18 protein-coding genes and 1 pseudogene are annotated in these 18,458 nt (G+C 32.0%); 15 read left to right on the top strand and 4 right to left on the bottom strand.

What is annotated here, in order from left to right; translation table 11 throughout:
* Positions 1-68: 68 nt before the first annotated feature.
* The 4 genes from HMPREF9071_RS04590 to HMPREF9071_RS04575 form a co-directional block, all read right to left on the bottom strand.
* Positions 69-1,052 carry an endonuclease/exonuclease/phosphatase family protein gene (locus HMPREF9071_RS04590; protein WP_253908257.1) on the bottom strand — a complete coding sequence of 328 codons (984 nt, stop codon included), beginning with the start codon at positions 1,050-1,052 and terminating at the stop codon, positions 69-71.
* Between the two features lie 60 nt (positions 1,053-1,112).
* Positions 1,113-2,249, bottom strand: a complete 1,137-nt coding sequence (locus HMPREF9071_RS04585) for a glucosaminidase domain-containing protein (protein WP_009745410.1) — start codon at positions 2,247-2,249, stop codon at positions 1,113-1,115.
* Entirely contained in the window at positions 2,230-3,159 is a 930-nt protein-coding gene (locus HMPREF9071_RS04580) for a 1-aminocyclopropane-1-carboxylate deaminase/D-cysteine desulfhydrase (RefSeq protein ID WP_009745409.1), read from the bottom strand. Before HMPREF9071_RS04580 ends, HMPREF9071_RS04585 begins: the two co-directional genes overlap by 20 nt.
* Positions 3,160-3,505: 346 nt before the next feature.
* Entirely contained in the window at positions 3,506-4,063 is a 558-nt protein-coding gene (locus HMPREF9071_RS04575) for a DNA-3-methyladenine glycosylase I (RefSeq protein ID WP_009745408.1), read from the bottom strand.
* Positions 4,064-4,243: 180 nt separating this feature from the next.
* On the opposite strand from HMPREF9071_RS04575, the gene HMPREF9071_RS04570 reads away from it, so the two are divergent.
* From HMPREF9071_RS04570 to HMPREF9071_RS04505, 15 genes and pseudogenes are all read left to right on the top strand, one after another.
* On the top strand, positions 4,244-8,464 hold the full coding sequence (locus tag HMPREF9071_RS04570; protein WP_009745407.1) for a cobaltochelatase subunit CobN: 4,221 nt from the start codon (positions 4,244-4,246) through the stop codon (positions 8,462-8,464).
* Positions 8,465-8,595: 131 nt separating this feature from the next.
* Positions 8,596-9,003: pseudogene (locus HMPREF9071_RS04565) on the top strand (glutaminyl-peptide cyclotransferase); the annotation flags it as partial.
* Positions 9,004-9,045: 42 nt separating this feature from the next.
* Positions 9,046-9,714: a DUF4304 domain-containing protein gene (locus HMPREF9071_RS04560; protein WP_009745405.1), complete on the top strand. Its 669-nt coding sequence runs from the start codon at positions 9,046-9,048 to the stop codon at positions 9,712-9,714.
* A gap of 123 nt (positions 9,715-9,837) precedes the next feature.
* On the top strand, positions 9,838-10,197 hold the full coding sequence (locus tag HMPREF9071_RS04555; protein WP_002672079.1) for a hypothetical protein: 360 nt from the start codon (positions 9,838-9,840) through the stop codon (positions 10,195-10,197).
* Between the two features lie 108 nt (positions 10,198-10,305).
* Complete coding sequence (locus tag HMPREF9071_RS04550; protein WP_002672080.1) at positions 10,306-10,755, top strand: hypothetical protein; 450 nt, start codon at positions 10,306-10,308, stop codon at positions 10,753-10,755.
* Positions 10,756-10,804: 49 nt separating this feature from the next.
* On the top strand, positions 10,805-11,137 hold the full coding sequence (locus HMPREF9071_RS04545; RefSeq protein WP_009745404.1) for a hypothetical protein: 333 nt from the start codon (positions 10,805-10,807) through the stop codon (positions 11,135-11,137).
* 421 nt (positions 11,138-11,558) lie between these two features.
* Positions 11,559-12,134, top strand: a complete 576-nt coding sequence (locus HMPREF9071_RS04540) for an RHS repeat-associated core domain-containing protein (protein WP_253908256.1) — start codon at positions 11,559-11,561, stop codon at positions 12,132-12,134.
* Positions 12,135-12,143: 9 nt separating this feature from the next.
* Positions 12,144-12,701 carry a hypothetical protein gene (locus tag HMPREF9071_RS04535; RefSeq protein WP_009745402.1) on the top strand — a complete coding sequence of 186 codons (558 nt, stop codon included), beginning with the start codon at positions 12,144-12,146 and terminating at the stop codon, positions 12,699-12,701.
* A gap of 217 nt (positions 12,702-12,918) precedes the next feature.
* Positions 12,919-13,344, top strand: a complete 426-nt coding sequence (locus tag HMPREF9071_RS04530) for a HEAT repeat domain-containing protein (RefSeq protein ID WP_253908255.1) — start codon at positions 12,919-12,921, stop codon at positions 13,342-13,344.
* Positions 13,345-13,487: 143 nt separating this feature from the next.
* Positions 13,488-13,745 carry a hypothetical protein gene (locus HMPREF9071_RS04525; RefSeq protein WP_009745399.1) on the top strand — a complete coding sequence of 86 codons (258 nt, stop codon included), beginning with the start codon at positions 13,488-13,490 and terminating at the stop codon, positions 13,743-13,745.
* A 103-nt stretch (positions 13,746-13,848) separates the two neighbouring features.
* The gene (locus tag HMPREF9071_RS04520; protein WP_009745398.1) at positions 13,849-14,226 is read left to right on the top strand and encodes a hypothetical protein; all 378 of its coding nucleotides are present in this window, start codon (positions 13,849-13,851) and stop codon (positions 14,224-14,226) included.
* 6 nt (positions 14,227-14,232) lie between these two features.
* Positions 14,233-14,889, top strand: a complete 657-nt coding sequence (locus HMPREF9071_RS04515) for a DUF4304 domain-containing protein (protein ID WP_009745397.1) — start codon at positions 14,233-14,235, stop codon at positions 14,887-14,889.
* Between the two features lie 299 nt (positions 14,890-15,188).
* A complete protein-coding gene (locus HMPREF9071_RS12660) occupies positions 15,189-15,296 on the top strand; it encodes a colicin E5-related ribonuclease (protein WP_117601729.1) in 108 nt (35 codons plus the stop codon).
* 11 nt (positions 15,297-15,307) lie between these two features.
* Positions 15,308-15,646, top strand: a complete 339-nt coding sequence (locus HMPREF9071_RS04510) for a colicin transporter (protein ID WP_009745396.1) — start codon at positions 15,308-15,310, stop codon at positions 15,644-15,646.
* 240 nt (positions 15,647-15,886) lie between these two features.
* Positions 15,887-18,430, top strand: a complete 2,544-nt coding sequence (locus HMPREF9071_RS04505) for a BamA/TamA family outer membrane protein (protein ID WP_253908254.1) — start codon at positions 15,887-15,889, stop codon at positions 18,428-18,430.
* The last annotated feature ends 28 nt before the right edge of the window (positions 18,431-18,458 follow it).

The following is an 18,458-nucleotide window of genomic DNA, read 5'->3' as shown; positions in this document are numbered from 1 at the left end:
TCAATGATTAATTTCCTAATGATTAATAATTAATTATTTATTACAAGTTATATGTTACTGATCATTAGTTACTTTCTCTTTATAAAGGTTGCCTTTAGGGGATAATGGTCTGAATAATTGATTCCTGTATATACTTTATGAGAAGTAATCTTAAAATATGGATCAGCAAAAATATAGTCAATGCGAAAAGGAAAATAAGGAAAATAATAAGTCTTTCCAAACCCTGAACCTTCTTCTTGGAAACTATCTATGAGTCCTCTATTCTGAATTTTTTGGTACAAATAAGAAAAGGCAGTATTATTAAAATCCCCACAAACAATAATGGGATATGGAGAAGTATCGGCATGCGCATCAAAAAGTTCTACTTGAGATTGTTGAATAGCAAAACGCTTAGGAAGGCTCAGGAGTATTTTTTTTGAGTTTTCTTGAGTAATTTGAGTATCATCAATATGAAAAGATTCAAAATGCAAACTATACAGGCGAAGAGTATCTTTTCCAAGGACAATATCAGCATATACTCCATTATTCCCTGTATGAGGAAAGTTAAGAGATCCACTTCCTATAATTGGATAATCACTGAGTATAGCCTGCCCTATTTTATCATTTTCATTCTTATAAATAAATCGTTTATATTTATAGAAAGGGAAACTTTCATTTTCCTTTTTATAAAATTCCTGTAAAGCAACGATATTTGGATGCTCTTCTCTAAGAAAAGAAATTATTTTTTCTCGCAAAGTGAGATCCTTACTCCATTTGTAATGGTTCAGTAAACGGACATTAAAACTCATGATACTCGGTTGTCCCTTAGGAGGTAATGTGTTTTGGGAGAATTGCACAAAACGATGCATAAAGGGTAAGCCTAAGAAAAAGAGTACTGCTGAAAATAAGAAGTTCCATTTACGTAATATTAACCATAAAATAATAAAGCCTATATTAAGTATCATTAACAAGGGAGTAAAAACACTTAAGGTCGCATATTCAAAGTATCGTGGAGGAATGAAGGGAAGTACATAAGCGAAAAGTAAAATGGCACCTATGATTCCATTTATCAAAAAAAGAATTTTTTCTCTCAAAGAAAGAGTTTTCCACATTGTTTTCATCAAAAATTAGAATTACTCTCGAATAACAAGTATCTGTCCCAAATTCAGATTAGAATTATTCATGTTATTAAGATTCATCAATTGTTCTACGGTTACCCCTGCTCTACGAGCAATACCATACAAAGTATCTCCCTTTTTTACAATATACATTTTTATTATATCCATAGCAGGTTCTTCTGTAATATTATTTGTTGATTGAGGTTTTACCACACGAGTACTATCAACAGTCATACTATCCTTTTTAACAATAGCATTCACTTTTTTATCAGCTATTTGAGTATTACTTATCTTTTGAGCTATTTGCGTACTATCTTTTCTAATAGGAGTATTCTTTTTAGCAGTATTAATACTTGCTGTCCCAGTAGCTGAAATGCTACTCATTTTCCCTACAAGGGCATCATTTCCTTTGGTAATATTTTCTTTTTTATTGCCAACAGGAATAGGAGGAGTATTAGGAATAGGAGAAATAGATTTTTCTTCTTTGTAGGCAAATCCTAATACCTGAGTATCATATTGATGAAGCTCATACTTACTAATAAGAGTAAGAAGTTTTTGAGAATACCCAGGGTCGGTGGCATATCCTGCTTTTTTAAGTCCATAAGCCCATCCTTTATAATCTCCTGCTTTTAGTTCAAAAAGAGAAGCATAACGAGTACGATTTAGAAGAAACTGAGAATGATCCTCAAAGGAAGCCTCTGCATGCTCATACTTACGGAAGCACTCTCCTTTAGCATCATCATCATGGGTAATTGTATCTCCTTCCCAACCATAATGACATTTGATTCCAAAATGGTTACGTGCATGGCGCGCCAATCGTCCTTGTCCAGAACCACTCTCTAATATTGCTTGAGCTAAAGTGATACTTGCTGGAATACCATAGCGTTGCATTTCCACCATAGCAATATCTTTGTAGGTATTAATATATTCACGAATAAGAGCAGGAGTTACTTTCACTGCTGAAGTAGCTCGGAGTTCTTCAGGAGTTTCAGGGATATCCTTATTAATATAGGTTTGAGTACGTTTGCTTTCTGTCAATACCTTTTCAGGAATACGAGTAATAGGTTTTCGAGATGAAAGGCTTCTCTGTGTAGTGTTACATGAACTTACTATCAATAACAAACACAAAAGACTAATTAATTTCTTGTTCATAATTAATTATCTGTTTTTTTGTTTTACTAAGTTTTTGATTCATTCCATATATTCCTTGCAATCCACCAGTGTGAATAGCCATTATTTTACTATTGGGAGGAAAATAGCCCTTTTTTATCAAATCTGTAAGTCCATAAACCATCTTTCCTGTGTAAATAGGATCAAGTGGAATATGAGTCTGCCTGAAGAAATCATTAAGAAAAGAAATAAGGTCTTCATTTATTTTGGCATATCCTCCTAAATTATAATCATGTATAAGTGTCCAATTATCAAAGTTATGTACCCATTTTTTGAGTTCTTCTTCTAGAAACTCTCCTTTAAGAGCAGGAAAACCCAATACTTTTTGATGTACAAAAGCACTATTAATCAGTCCTGCAATAGTACCTCCAGTTCCCACAGCTGTAGCAATATAGTCATATATCTCATCCTCTGGAGTAAGTATCTCCTCTGTACCCTTGATAGCCAAAGCATTAGTACCTCCTTCAGGAACATAGTAATAATCTCCAAAAAGTTGAGCAAGTTCTTCCTTAAAAGCATCCGTTTGTTTTTGACGAAAATGCTCACGACTAACAAAATAAAATTGCATACCACAATCATGAGCAAAACAAAGTGTAGGGTTCTCTGCTACTTTTGTGGCTAATTCATCACCACGAATAACTCCTATAGTTCTTATCCCTGCAAGTTTCCCAGCATAAGCTGTAGCAGCAATATGATTGGAATAAGCTCCTCCAAAAGTTATCAACCGCTTATAACCTCTTTGAATAGCCTCTATAATATTATATTTCAATTTTCTATATTTATTTCCTGAAATATAAATATGAGTTCTATCTTCTCGTTTTATATAAAGTTCTATTCCCTTAGGATAAATAATAGGTACTTTTTGGGTTTCTATGTAAGGGACATCTATCATTCACAGCTATGTCAAATTCTGTTACAAAATTACAAGCAAATATCTATATCAACTAATTTGTACAGAATGGGCATTAGAAAATATTTCTGTTTTTAAGAAATAAATTAGAATAAGATATATATCATAAATGGTTATATATCAAATATTTACAACTATATTTAATATATATTAAAGAAGAGAAATTAACAAGAATAAAATAATTTTCAACAAAAATAGAATTGTTGTTAATTAAGAGTTATCAACAATATTTGTTCATATAAAAAAGTTAATTGTTTATAATAAAAGCTTATAGAATAATACACATACTATTCTATAAGTTTTTTAACAAAGTAGACTATATATTATTTTATTCTCTTGTAAAACAATTTTTTAAATGGTCATTTATACGACCCGTTGCTTGTAAAAAAGAATAGATAATTGTAGCGCCAACAAATTTGAATCCTCTTTTTTTCAAATCTTTGCTCAATAGGTCTGACAAGGGAGATTGTGAGGGAACATCTTCAAGTGTATCAGGATAATTATCAATAGGATTAGGGACAAATCTTTTAAGATAATCACCAAAAGAAGTATATTCTTCCTGTATTTCTATGAATCTTTTCGCATTATTAATTGCAGCTTGGACTTTAAGTTTATTACGTATAATTCTTTCATTGGAAAGAAGTTCTTCTACTTTCCTTTCATCATAAGAAGCAACTTTCATAGGATCAAAGTCATCAAAAGCTTTGCGAAAGTCATCTCTTTTTTTCAATATAGTCAACCAACTTAATCCTGCTTGGAATCCCTCTAAAATGAGAAACTCAAAGAGTGTATTTTCTTCATAAGTGAATTTTCCCCATTCAGTATCATGATAATCTATATAGAGAGAATTACCTTCACACCAAGTACAACGTATTTTTTGCTCCATTCTTGTTATAATTACTTTCCAAACTCAAAGATAATTATTTTTTTCATATAAACATTACAACTATAATTATTTTTATTCATTCTAAGTAATAATTTTAAAAAAAGTTGTACCTTTGCGGAATTCAAATTATATAAAATAAATCTAATTATTAATTAAGAAAAATATATTAATCTCCTTATTATGAGAAAAAAGATCCTACTTATTACCTCCCTATTATTTATTGGGATATTGGGTTACTTTGTATGGCGCAAGTACATAGCGCCTACGCGTATTGCACTGGTAAATTTTCTGAGCTATCAGTCCTCTAATGTGGCATTATCCAATAAGGATAGGTTTATCAAATTTGAGGAAGTCCCTCTAGAAGAACTTGATAGACTCAAAAATTATGACTTTGTACTTATTTGGGGAATGGGTATGAAAATAAGTGAAGAACAACGCAATCTCCTTATAGAAACTTCACAAAGGGTACCTTTCCATAGTTTTGCTGTTACTAATCCGGATAATGATATTAATAGCCTCAATGAAAAAGATCAAAAGCGAATATCAGAATACTTAGAGAGTGCTAATAAAAATAATTATCAAAACTTAGCTCGATATGTACGCAAATATATTGATAAAAAATGGTTTGCTACCGAACCAGCTCCAGCAATTGAACGTAAAGAAAACGTATACTTCCATCTGGATGACGAACTTTCTTTCAATAATTTACAGGCGTATGAAGAATATCTAAAGAAGAATAATTATTACAAAGAAAATGCGCCTCGTATTGCTGTCGTATCAGGATTACATGAACCTTTTGGTGGGAACAAAGAGCATCTCAATGGGGTTATTTCAGCCCTACAAAATGAAGGAATGAATGTATATCCTTTTACTGCACAAGCCAAAAGAATAGAATTTCTAGAAGATATCAATCCTGATGCCATTGTGTATTTCCCTCATGGACAAATGATGATGGGGGCTCCTGAAACATTCATTAACTGGATCAAACAAAAAAATATTCCTATCTTTACAGGACTTTCCGTACTCTCTCTTAAAGAGAATTGGGAAAAAGATCCCATGGGTATGTCTGGTGGCTTTTTAGGGCAAACCGTTGTTATGCCAGAATTAGACGGGGCACTTTATCCTTATGTAGTTATAGCCCAAGAAAAAAATAAAGATGGTTATTACTTTCTTAATGCTATTGGAAATCGCACAGCAAAGTTTGCTAAAATCATACATAACTTCATTGAACTTAAGAAGAAACAAAATCAGGATAAAAAATTAGCCATTGTTTATTTCAAAGGAGTGGGGAAAAATCCGCCTGTAGGACAAGGGTTAGAAGTAGTTGAATCTCTTTATCATTTCTTACAACAGCTTAAAAAAGAAGGATATAAAGTAGATAACCTCCCTCCTACTGCGGAACAATTCAATACGATACTTAACAATCAAGCAAATACTTATAGAGCAAGTTCTAAAGGAGAAATAGAAAGATTCTTTAATGGAAATCCTGCTTTGGTTGAGGCAGCAGAATTGGACAATTGGCTCCAAAAAGCACTTCCAAAGTCTCTATATAAAGAAGTAATTGCTCATAACGGGGCTATACCAGGAACTTATCTTAATACCGTCAAAAATGGGAAGGATTATTTAGCTGTGGCTCAAGTTTCTTTTGGAAACATAACCATTTTACCACAACCTCCTGCTGCTATTAGTACAGAAGATGATTTCAAAGTACAACATGGAGTAAAAGAAATTCCTCCTTATGCCTATATAGGATCATATTTATGGATACAAAATGGACTTAAGGCTGATGCTCTAATCCATTTTGGCACTCATGGATCTTTGGAGTTTACTCCTAATAAGCAAGTAACCCTTTCTGATTATGACTGGGGAGATATTCTCGTAGGTACTGTACCTCATTTTTATTATTATACTATTGGTAATATTGGAGAGGCGATGACTGCTAAACGCCGTTCCTATGGTTCTTTAGTGTCCTATCTTACTCCTGCTTTTACTGAAAGTGATATGCGTAACACTTTCAATGAACTAGAAAATGCTATTCTCTCTTACCAAAAAGCAAAAAATTCCACTGATAAAAATACCATTTCTTTGCATATCAAAAAATTAGCAGTCAACATGGGACTACATCGTGACTTGCGCTTAGATAGTATTCTTAGTAATCCCTATACAGAAACCGAAATAGACCGACTATCCAATTTCGCAGAGGAAATAGCCACTGAAAAAATCAATGGAGAACTCTATACGATGGGGATACCTTATTCTCCTGACAAAATCAATTCAACTGCCATGGCCATGTCTGTTGATCCTATTGCTTATAGTTTAGCATCTTTAGATAAACTTAATGGAAAGGTTACAGAAAATGATCTAAAGAGAAAAGTATTTTTTTCAGAAAAATATCTGAATCCAGCAAAAGCACTTGTACAACAGATTTTATCAGGAAAGCCTGTAACAAATGAACTTATCTGTGAGTATGCTAAAATAACTTCAGAAGAATTGCAAAAATCAAAGGAAATAATGGCTCAAGAAGAAGAGGGTAGCATGCCTTATTTCCTAAAAAAACAGATGACAAAGGCTTCTAATTCTCAGCAAAAACCTGATACAGAAAAGAGTAAGAAACCTGATGCTATAGGAAAGGCTACTAAAACAAAAAAAGCTCCTGTAAAGAAAATAGAGAATAAACCTCTTAGTGAAAAGGAATTAGCTGAGATAGCTATTAAAAAGGCAAAAATAGATCGCGCTCGTGCCATCACAGATATAGAAAAAGCAATTACAAGTGTAAGTGTCTATAAAGAAGGTTTAGAAAGTAGCCCAAAATTAGAAGAGAAAGCTTTTTTTAATGCACTCAATGGAGGATATACATCTCCCTCTTCAGGGGGAGATGCTGTAGCAAATCCTAAAGGAGTCCCTACAGGGCACAATCTCTATTCCGTAAACGCAGAAGCTACCCCTTCTAAATTAGCATGGGAAAGAGGAGTCGTTTTAGCTCAAAATATCATTAATGAATATAAGGAAAAACATGGAACTTTTCCTAAAAAAATAGCCTATACTTTTTGGAGTTCTGAATTTGTGGAAACTGAGGGAGTTTCCATAGCTCAAGCATTATATATGTTAGGGGTGGAACCTATATGGGATACTTTTGGAAGAGTAGGAGACATTCGCCTAATTCCTTCTGAAGAACTTAAAAGACCTCGTATAGATGTGGTAATACAGACCTCTGGACAATTTCGTGACTTAGCCGCCTCTCGCCTATTTTTAATTACTAAAGCTATTGAAATGGTAAGTGCCTTACCTCAAGAAACCTATCCTAATGAAGTAAGCGCTGGTACAGTGAATATAGAGAAAGAATTAGTAGAAGCAGGAGTACCTCCTAAAGATGCCCGTGAAATGTCCACTCAGCGTATCTTTGGAGGATTACAAGGAAGATATGATACTGGCATTAAAGAACTTATTAATGCTGGAGATAAGTGGGAAACCCAGAAAGATATTGCGGAAGTATACATGCACAATATGGGTGCTTTCTATGGAAGTAGAGAAAATTGGAGTAAATTTCAAAACGGCATGTTCCGTGCAGCTATTAAAAATGCCGATGTACTTATCCAACCTAGACAAAATAATACCTGGGGAGCTCTTAGTTTAGATCATGTATACGAATTCATGGGAGGTATGAATGCCGCAATCAAAGAAGTTACAGGCAAGGATCCTGATGCTTATCTCGCCGATTATCGTAATCATAAGAATATGCATATTCAAGAACTTAAAGAAGCTATAGGAGTTGAAGCACGAGCTACGGTACTCAACCCTAAGTATATCAAGGAAATGATGAAAGGGGAAGCTTCCAGTGCTGGACAAATACAAGAGATTGTTACCAATATGCATGGATGGGAAGCTACTCGACCTGAATTAATTGATGATGCTCTTTGGAATGAGGTATATGAAATTTATATAGAGGATAAGCTCAAATTAGGAGTAACTGATTTTATCAAACGAAAGAATGTTGCTTCCTTGGAAGAAGTAACAGCAGTAATGTTGGAAGCCACTCGTAAAGGAATGTGGAAGGCATCACAAGCACAAGTAACTAAGCTTGTAGAGTTACATACCAATCTTGTTAAAGAATTTGGTGTAGAATCCTCTCAATTTTCATCTGAAAACAAAAAGTTACAGCAATATATCATGCAAAAAGCCTCCCCTACTAATGCTCAAACTTATCAGTCTCAACTCACTAAAGCACAACAAGCCAATAGTGAGGAGTTTGACACTAAGAACAGTAGGATTCTAAAAAAAGAAGAAAACTCCATCACAGGAGAACAAAAGAAAGTATCTTTCAATACCCTATGGGTTTCTATAGCAGTGTTGCTTGCTTTTGTAGGATTAATAGTTTTCATAAGAAGAAGAAGAAAAAAATAGTCATCAAAAAAGAGCTTCGAAATTCTCTGAAGCTCTTTTTGTATAAACTTTTATCTAATAAAAGTTTATACTCTTTTTATGAAAGTTCTTATTCTAATAAAATAGATATATCAAAAAAAGGATATTTTTAAAGCAAAGAAGGTTGGGGACTCTGTCATAACGGTAGTGATAAACTTTACAAAAGTGATGGTTCAGAAAAGATTTGGATACTCAATCCTAACACTTTTGAAGAAGTAGACAGTTTACAACTATGTACTAATAAGTCTATTTTTACCAATGCTAACGAATTAGAATTTGTAGACGGGAAAATATATGCTAATACTTATCTAAAAAATGGTATTATGATTATCAACCCCAATAATGGTGCTATAGAAGGCGTTGTAGATGTACGAGGATTAAAAGAAAAAGTAGAACAAACTCCTGATTTAGATGTTCTTAATGGCATTGCTTATCACGCTAGGCGTAGTACGTTCTTCATCACGGGTAAGAATTGGAGTAAGATATTTGAGGTGGTTTTTATAGAAGCAAATAATAAGTAACATAAATTATTCATACATTCAACTATAAGGAGAGACCATTTTATGAGTAAGAAACCGAGGGAAATATTTTTAAAGGGATGCAACGAGATAGCAGAAGTATTAATCTTGCACGGATTTAAGGTAGCACAAAAAGGGCAAACCGTTTCAAAAAGACCGAATAAGGATATTACGTTGCAGGTTTATTTTCAGTCTTCACATTATAATGATGAAAATTCCGTTACGATTATTCCGCATATCACTGTATATTCAAAAGCCGTAAAAACGTTTGATATTAAAGCCTATAAAAACGAATATTGCACCGGAATAGTTTGGGGGAAACAGCTTTGCTATATCCTTGGGGCTGAATATAAAATATGGAATCTTGCAAAAACCAGTTATGCACGGACAGTTTCTGAAATACAAAAAGCCCTTACCGATACGGTACTTCCGTTGTTTGATGTATTTTGCAAATCATCGGACGAAATTATCGAATACGGCATTACCCAGAAGCTAGACATTTCGTTATCATATTTTCTTGTATTCGGCGGAAAAGAAACGGCAGAGCAAGTATTTCAAACGAAGATAAACCAATGTCGGTACAAAGGACAATATATGAAACTATATAATACCTTATTAAATATGAAAGAAGATAACATAGATCCTAAATACAATGAGTTTGTCGGAGCGGGAGAAATGAAGATGGCATATTTGCAGGGACTGAGATTGAGGTAATACTGATTTATCAAACTATCATAATAATCGTAACAATCATCTGATTATTTATTATTTAAATCCTTCTGTTGGTATATCGGGTATCATTATAACTGATGATAAAACATTATAAAAACAGAGAAAATGAAAGATATAATAACAATAAATACTTACAAAGATGTTTTAATCATATCCATAAATGAAGAAGATATAGAGGCTTTTTACAAATTATTTACATCAAAAAATAGTAGCTTTATCTCTCGTAATGGAACAAGTTTGCAAATTGTACAGTCCGAAGAATCAAAAATAGTTATAAAAGATAGTACTATTATTGTTTTTATGTCTCTAACTCAATTTGATATTATAGTAAGTTTATTGCAGAATTATATTAAAAGCAATAGAAAATTTCCTTTAGATATTTCTTTAGAACAATTAGATTTTCTTATTGAATCAAATGAAATTAAAGATGTTGTTCTTGAATGTGGGCGGTTTAATGATGATTAATTTTAAACGTATAAATAAATGAAGAAGGTACTCCAACTTTAATTATAAACAATAGAACTAAGCGTTTAGAAATTGATAAAGGAAGAAATCCCCCGAAATATTTAATATATGAATTTAGAAGAGATAGGTAAGTATATAGAATGGAAAAACAGATGGTCTCAGAAAGATAATATTGACATATATCAATATATAAGTTTTAATATTCATCCTGATGACATTTTGATTATAGGTAAATTGCTATTTCCTGAGATTATAGAAATTGAGAACTGTATTTTATTAAAGGATAATTATGATTATTTTCTCTATGAGAATCTCAAAAAGAAATATAACAATAGTAGTGAAATAGAATTTGAGATAAATAAATTATATTTATATGATTTATTTGCTCATTGTACTGATATTACAGATGATAAATTATTTAAAAACATAGCTGAGTTCTTACAATTTTCTTGGAGTATTTATTTTAAACATAAATTCCCTAATAAAAATATAGTTATAGAATGCATCAGTAACACCCATAACTATGGTGATATATTATCCTTTTACACAAAAAGTTAGTAACAGCATAATATATCATATCTTTTGTTCCAACACAAATTATAAAAATATGAAAGATACAGTATTATTAAATGTTAGCAGTATGATTAATGCTTATCCAATGAAAGATGATAAGATAGCAATGTTTACTATATGTTTTCATTTACTCCGTTTTTCTTGTGAAAAAGAGCTCTTACAGAAAAATCCCTTCGATGAACAAGGTGATTTGAATATTGATACAATCATCAAGGAAAGCGATTTAACAGACTTAGGAAAACAACTATTTGATGATTTAGCAGAAAAATGGTTTGTTTATACGGATAAAACGGATGGTAAAATTGATAGAAAAAACAATGTAAAAATGTTGGAAAAGTATTTTAATAAATTAAAAAATAGTATATAATTAAAGTGAAATAACGACGTAGGTTTTCCAAAATTTGTTTCTGTCGCTAAAACACAAGGCAATAAACATTATTCGATAATCTCCGACCACTACCGCAGTTTTAGAAAGGCTAAACATAGGGGGATACAATGCTAAGCTAATGCACAATAACGACAATTATCAGGCAACCCCACCGATTATTCGTACGTAAAGTATGTATTTTCTTTCTTACTCTCCATCGGAACCGCTATAAAACAACTCTGATGGAGTTTTTTAGTAGTACAAACCTCTTTTTTAGTCCTCCGTAGGTGTTTTTTAGTCCTCCATAGGATAATTTTACACCAAATTACCACTTCAGAAGCCCTCCGTTGCAGTCCTGTAATGCTCCGTTGCGGTCTTGTAATGCTCCGTTGCGGTGCATTTGAGGTCTGGAGGAGTAAAATTGAAGTCCGGAGGAGTAAAATTGAGGTTTGGAGGGGTAGAATTGAAGTCCAGAGGGTATCAAGAAGAACTTATAATAGAAAAATTATATTATAATAGGTACAGATGGTATAATTCAGAGACAGGCTGTTACATAAGCCAAGACCCGATAGGGTTGGCAGGGAATAATCCTACGTTGTACGCTTATGTTCACGATACAAATAGTTGGGTTGATGTATTTGGGCTAAATGAATTACAAGATTTAGCAAAAGAAGCTCACAGTAATTTGGATAAATTTGCTCAAAAAAGAAGAGTTACAGCTGTTGGTGTAAATGAATATGGTACATTATTTGTTTCTTCAAGCACCCCAAAAGTTGATAGTAAAATTGTGAAATGGGCTGAGGATAATAATATTACAGTTGTGCATAGTAGATTAGAAAATGTTCACGCAGAAGAAGCATTAGCGAGGTCTAACAATGGAATAATAGCAATTGAAGCCAGTTCTAAAATATGTATAGATTGCCAAACTTTAATGGAAGAAAAGAATATAAAATTTGAGACAGAAACAACAGGCAAAAAAAGTAAAAAAGGAAAATAGATTGCAAAGATGGATAATGTAATAATATATCAAAGAATAGAATCTTTAAATGATAAAGAGAGAGAGCTTTTTGCTTTCTCAATGGCTGAACGAATGATGCCTTTATATTATGACTTATGTAATAATCATACAGACATATATGATTTTGGCCATTATAAAGAATTAGAAAATATTTTGTCCAGAGGATTTAATTATGTTAGTACTGGAGCAAAAATAGACCCTTTAATTATTCAACAAATAATAGATAATTGTGTTTTCAGACTAACTCCCGATATGGAAGAAATAGCTACTACTATATCTGACTTGGCTCAAAAGCCCTCTTTATGTGTCGCCTATGGTTTTGATTATATGATAAATAAAGATATTAATAGTATCAACTATTGTAGCGATATGCCTTTCCAATGTTTTTATATTTGCTATGAAGTGGAAGAAAATTATAATTCAATTATTGCTAAAGAAATTGAAATGCAAAAAACATTATTGGAAAAGATATGTTCAAGTGAAAGATTGGAAACTATAAGAGCTTTCAATAAAAATAATCATATAGTTAATTTCATAAATAGGTAACGTACCTTTGCACGAAATAAAAAGGGAGGGAAAACGAGGAAATGAAATAACGACGTGGATATTTGAAGGATTTACCCCGACGGCGAAGCTTGCAAACGGTAAATCGTACAGCATAATAACCGACCATATAGGTAGACCTATACGTTCGATAGATGATAACGGCGAACTTGTTTGGATTGCCGACTTATGACATTTACGACAAAAGAAAAAAGAGTTTGTGGAGGATAATTATATGATTGACAATATAAAAGAATATATAAAATTAGCAGACAGTGATGATTTGGAAGATAATAATAGAACCAAAATAGAGCAATTATCTTCCGAAGTAATCTCTGAGATAATACATAACTATCCTGAAAGGAAAGCGTGGCTCGTTCATAATAAATATATACCCATTGATGTATTAAAATTGCTTTGTAAAGATAAAAATTCGGATGTTCGATTTACTGTTGCAATGAAAAATAAAAATGATAGATATATTTTTGAGATTTTGATGAATGACCCTGACTTTTCAATCCGAATGGCTGTTGTTAGAAATAAGAGAATCCCAATTGATTTATTAAAAAAAATGGTAAATGATAAGGATGATGAAATATCTAAAGAGGCAATGAGGATTTTAAAATTAAGAGATAGTGCATTGTAATATTATATAATGATGTTTTAAAAAGATATTTAAGATTTCCTAACTATTTTTGCTACCGACGAGCAATGCAATAAAGTTTGGGAGCGGACGTTAGATATTTACGGAAGAGTCCGTAAAGAAGAAGGCGAAAAAGATTTTGCGGGATGGAAGACATATTAAAATTTCCTACTCTAAAAAACGAGGAAGTTGCTATTCTTAGAGTAGATGCAATGACAGGGCATATATTAGATGAAAAGTATACATCATATATGAAAAATAATAATCAGATTGTCTTTTCTATTTTTAGTAATAGAAAAGAAGCTATAGATTTTATAATAAATAATCGACAGCCAAATATAGAATTTGTTGTTTTTGATAGGAATGAACATATTGTTTATCCTTCTGAATATATAGAAAAGTGATTGAATTAAATATTTATTAAAAGTTATTTAACACAACTATATTATTACAAATTATGTTGGAGAAATAGTTTAATGTATCAGAGAAAGATTAAGGAAAATTTTTATGAAATTTAAAGAGGCGGTACAAATACTTGGCTATAAACTGGAAGAAAAATATAGGGATTTAGGTTTTAAATATAAAAAGTCTGACAGAACATTGACAATGCACAGCAAAAATTTCACTTATATGATTGCCTTTTTTTCATTTAGTGGGAATACAAATGAAAAAATTGATGTAGATGTATGTTACATTATCAATCGTCGTCCCTATGATCCAAGCCCCGATGCCGATAGCCAAGTTTTATATCATTCATTATGGAACAAGGGAGTGTATCTTGATATAGCGAATGAAGAAAAAATAGATACTGCTTATACCATTATCTGTAAATGGATGGATAAAATATTGATCGCAAAGCTGGATGAGCTTTGCGCTGCCGAATAAATCTTTATGACTGAAAAACCAAGAGAACTTTGCGAAAAAGCATGGCAAGAAATAGCACGCAATTTCCCTGACTTTAAAGTGTTAGGTAAAGGAAAGACTTTACGAAAAATTGCAAATAACAAAGACATTATCTTTGAAATATATTTTCAAGCCAATAGATATAACTGTGAATCTAATGTTGAGTTTATCCCGCATATCAACATTTATTCAAAGGCTATGAAAAAAGTGGGCATAACCAGTGAGGGAATTATTTACGGCGGAGAGCTTAGTTCTTTAGCCGGAAGAAAAGCAGGTGCTTGGTGGCAGTTGGCTGGAGCAAACTATAAAGATACCGTAACGCAAATTACGGGATTATTACATAAACACATTATACCTTTATTTGCAGACTTTGAAGATACAAATAAAAATATCGAAAGAATTTTAAACGGCTCATTAAAAGGATATGCTTTGCTCTACTATATCTACTATTTTGGCGGTAAAGAGCCGGCTGAAAGATATTTTAATAAAGTTATCAAAGAAGATAAGTTAAAGAAAAAATATATTTCGTTTTATAACTCATTAAAAGAAATTCCAAAAGAAAGCATCGATTTACATTTTGAGGACTTTTACGGTGCAAGTTTAATCAAATTTGCATATTTACATGGTTTAGAAATTATTCAATAATCTTTAGAAAAATGGGACAGGAGGATTAAAAAAAACAAATAGATGGACATTAAAACATTTCGTAAGGTATTTGTAAAAAAGTGTTAGGAGTTAATAAACCAATACGAGCATATAGTATTTGAAAGAAAATCGGAAACAGCTTATACACTTGAATATCATAATACTTTTTATGAGTTAAAAGAAAGATTATTTGATATCCACCTATGAGCAAGAAAATTAAATTTTAAATGAAGGAAATAAACTATGGACGAGCGTATTGAACAATGGATAAAAAAATAATCCTAATTTAATCTTTGAAAATGATACAACTTATATTTGTGGTAAATGACAGAACAAATGAAGTTGTACAAATTAGTGATAAAAATAATACAAATTGGATTGCTGACAGCAGAATAAATTGGTTTTAGAAATCTTAGATATGAATACAAAAGTTGATAGAAATAAGCGATATGAGAGTTTTATACTGTTTTTTGAGTTAGATGGAAATAGTATTATGAAACTGTCATCTTTAGCTGCTATTGATGTTTGTAAAGAATGTACTCGTAGAGAAATGTATGTTTGGAGAATAGAAGGAGGCATTTGGCATAGCCCTGGTTTTGAAGCTCGAATTGATTGTATTTGGGACAGCTGCTTTGATCCTAAAAGTAATTCCAACTCTTCCATAAAAGATAATAATAGATTAGCAGAGGAGTTTGTAAAAGAGGAAATGAACAGTTGCGATGTTTTTATAGCGACTATTTATAAAGAAAACAAATAATGTCTTAGATAACTAAAGAAGTATATATTATATTATAAAACAATAACTTACATATAATCAAGAAATTTAAACTTAAAGAAATAGTCTTTAGAAATCCCTTTTTCAAAATTTATAATTAGGATTAATATTAGTCCAATGAATTAACGCTTTTTTATTATTGAGATACCGTTTAAAATTTGTAATTTTGAGCCGAATTTTTGAGGGTGCCCAATGAAGTGCAATTTCATTATAAAAATACTGTTGTTATTAATCTTTGTATCTCTTTCAGGATGTAATTCTACAAAAAAAGTTCCTGAGGGTTCTTTTCTTTTGCGTAAAAATGATATCAGTATAAATAATAAGAAACCAAAAATACATCATGTATATAGTTATCTTCGACAGGAACCTAATTCCCGTATTTTGGGAATTCCATTAGGATTACTTATCTATAACTTAGCAGATGACCATGCTGAGGAAAATTATCAAAAATGGTTAAAAAAACATCCTCGCTGGCATCGTTTTTTAGATAGTTTTCTTTCTAAAAAACAAACACAACGCTTAGGTAAGTCCTTTCTCGTCTCAGGAAAAGATAGGATGCTCCAGCGAATGGGACAAGCCCCTGTAATATTGGACACTGCTCTTACAAGAAAATCATCACAAACTCTTAAAGCTTACTATAATAGTATAGGTTATTACAACAGCCAAAGCCATTATGATATTCTTCCTTTAGAAAAAGAAAAACAGACCTCTGTAATATATACGATTGACAAAGGAATGCGATTTTATATTGATTCCCTAAGTGAACATATTCTTTCTCCAGAGGTAGATTCTCTTTACAGAAAGTATCTCGGAGAACGATTAATAAAGAAAGGAGAACATTATTCATTAGAGAAATTCACTAATGAACGCACTCGCATTACCAATATATTACGAAATAATGGCTTTTATAATTTCCAACAAAGTGCTATAGATTTTACCATTGCTAGAGATACCGTTACTTATAACAGAGACTCTCTTATTAATGTAACCACCACTATAGCCAATTATACAGATCGCTCTACTGACCCCCCTACTGAAAAACCTTACAAAGCACATCATATTAAGAAAGTATATATTTATACTGATTATGATTCTTCTTTGCAAACCACCACTTATGACTCAGTAGAATACAAAGGTATTACTTATTATTATCGCAATAAATTACGTTATCGCAAACAGACTCTCTATGATGCAATAGCTTTACGCTCCAACAGTCTCTATAGAGATATTGATAGAAATAATGCATATCGACAAATCAATAACTTACGTTCTTTTAAATATCCAAATATACAATACCATTACGTAGCCAAAGATTCTTTAGAAAGAACTTTGATAGCGGATATCTTTTTAGAACCTCTTTCTCGTTTCTCTATTGAGGCTAGTACAGAACTTTCTCGATCCTCTATTCAAGAATTTGGAATAGGATTTAGCACCTCTTTTATTGCAAGGAATGTTTTCAGAGGTGCAGAAACACTAGAAATTACTCCACGCATTACGATGGGAGCACAAGAGTTTTTAGATGGCTCTTCAGCCTTCTTTAATGTATTTGAATACGGAGGAGGATTGCGACTGACCATTCCTCGTATATGGTTCTTCGGAAAAGTGGAATCTCTTATTCCTTATTCAAAAACACCACAAACAATTTTACAATTTTCCACCAGTACTCAACAGAATATTGGACTAGATAAGCAAAAGACTACTGGAGTATTACGTTATACATGGAGTCCTAATACCGTAAATCGTAATATATTAGAGCTCTTAGATGTAGAGTTTGTGCGAAATAAGAACCCTCATAATTACTTTCGTATTTACCGAACTTCTTATGAAACTTTAAACAAACTTGCTAAAAAAAATAATGCCCCAGCACAATTTCTAGATAATAATGGAAATCTAGATGATCAAGTAGGAGCTTATAATTATATTGATTATGTAGTTCAACAGGGAAATTGGTATGGTAATCCTCAAGATAATTTAGATTTTGCCAATATATACCAACGATATAATCGTTTAACAAAGAATGATCTCATTTTAGCTTCAAGTTTTACTTATATGTCCAATAGTACAATGAATTATTATGAGTCTGACTATGAACAATTTCGTGTAAAAGTGGAAACTGCAGGAAATATTCCTCAATTATTCAATATTATACGTAAGTTGCCAACAGATGAACAAGGACAACGTAAATTTCTTGATGTTACCTATGCACAATATGCAAAAGCTGAATTAGAATATATCAAGCACATACCACTATCTATTCGAAAGAATGGTGGAGAGGTATTTGCATTTCGTACTTTTATTGGCTTTGCTAAGCCTTATGGAAATGCAAATAGCATTCCTTTCTCAAGGAGTTATTTTGCAGGAGGATCTAATGATAACAGAGGCTGGCGAGCTTATGCTTTAGGTCCTGGCTCTTCTGGTTCTCCTTTGGAATTTAATGAAGCTAACTTCAAATTTACAACAAACGCTGAATATCGTTTCACAATTGCAAATTCCTTAAAAGGAGCCTTATTTCTTGATGTAGGAAACGTATGGCACTTTCTTGATAATGAGGAGGATACAGATTATAAATTAGATAGATTTTCTGACATATCTGATCTTGGGCTCGCTACAGGTTTTGGGCTTCGTTATGATATGAGTTATTTTGTTATTCGTGGGGATTTTGGAATGAAGCTCTATAATCCTTCCAAATATGTGGATTCACATTGGACAACCAAGCTAAGATTATCTAACTTTGTTTTTAATATAGGAATAAATTATCCTTTCTGATTTTACAATGATCTGAACTTTATATAAA

The sequence above is a fragment of the Capnocytophaga sp. oral taxon 338 str. F0234 genome, from assembly GCF_000192225.1.
Lineage (GTDB): Bacteria > Bacteroidota > Bacteroidia > Flavobacteriales > Flavobacteriaceae > Capnocytophaga.
The sequence above is the reverse complement of the archived record's forward strand: the minus strand, read 5'-3'. Positions and strand labels throughout refer to the sequence as shown.

Bases quoted from the DNA above. Each gene is read 5' to 3' on its own strand.
- HMPREF9071_RS04525 (WP_009745399.1), top strand. From the start codon at position 13,488: ATGGAAGACATATTAAAATTTCCTACTCTAAAAAACGAGGAAGTTGCT.
- HMPREF9071_RS04555 (WP_002672079.1), top strand. From the start codon at position 9,838: ATGAAAGATATAATAACAATAAATACTTACAAAGATGTTTTAATCATA.
- HMPREF9071_RS04510 (WP_009745396.1), top strand. From the start codon at position 15,308: ATGAATACAAAAGTTGATAGAAATAAGCGATATGAGAGTTTTATACTG.
- HMPREF9071_RS04570 (WP_009745407.1), top strand. From the start codon at position 4,244: ATGAGAAAAAAGATCCTACTTATTACCTCCCTATTATTTATTGGGATA.
- HMPREF9071_RS04580 (WP_009745409.1), bottom strand. From the start codon at position 3,159: ATGATAGATGTCCCTTACATAGAAACCCAAAAAGTACCTATTATTTAT.
- HMPREF9071_RS04545 (WP_009745404.1), top strand. From the start codon at position 10,805: ATGAAAGATACAGTATTATTAAATGTTAGCAGTATGATTAATGCTTAT.
- HMPREF9071_RS04560 (WP_009745405.1), top strand. From the start codon at position 9,046: ATGAGTAAGAAACCGAGGGAAATATTTTTAAAGGGATGCAACGAGATA.
- HMPREF9071_RS04535 (WP_009745402.1), top strand. From the start codon at position 12,144: ATGGATAATGTAATAATATATCAAAGAATAGAATCTTTAAATGATAAA.
- HMPREF9071_RS04550 (WP_002672080.1), top strand. From the start codon at position 10,306: ATGAATTTAGAAGAGATAGGTAAGTATATAGAATGGAAAAACAGATGG.
- HMPREF9071_RS04575 (WP_009745408.1), bottom strand. From the start codon at position 4,063: ATGGAGCAAAAAATACGTTGTACTTGGTGTGAAGGTAATTCTCTCTAT.
- HMPREF9071_RS12660 (WP_117601729.1), top strand. From the start codon at position 15,189: ATGATACAACTTATATTTGTGGTAAATGACAGAACAAATGAAGTTGTA.
- HMPREF9071_RS04515 (WP_009745397.1), top strand. From the start codon at position 14,233: ATGACTGAAAAACCAAGAGAACTTTGCGAAAAAGCATGGCAAGAAATA.
- HMPREF9071_RS04585 (WP_009745410.1), bottom strand. From the start codon at position 2,249: ATGAACAAGAAATTAATTAGTCTTTTGTGTTTGTTATTGATAGTAAGT.
- HMPREF9071_RS04520 (WP_009745398.1), top strand. From the start codon at position 13,849: ATGAAATTTAAAGAGGCGGTACAAATACTTGGCTATAAACTGGAAGAA.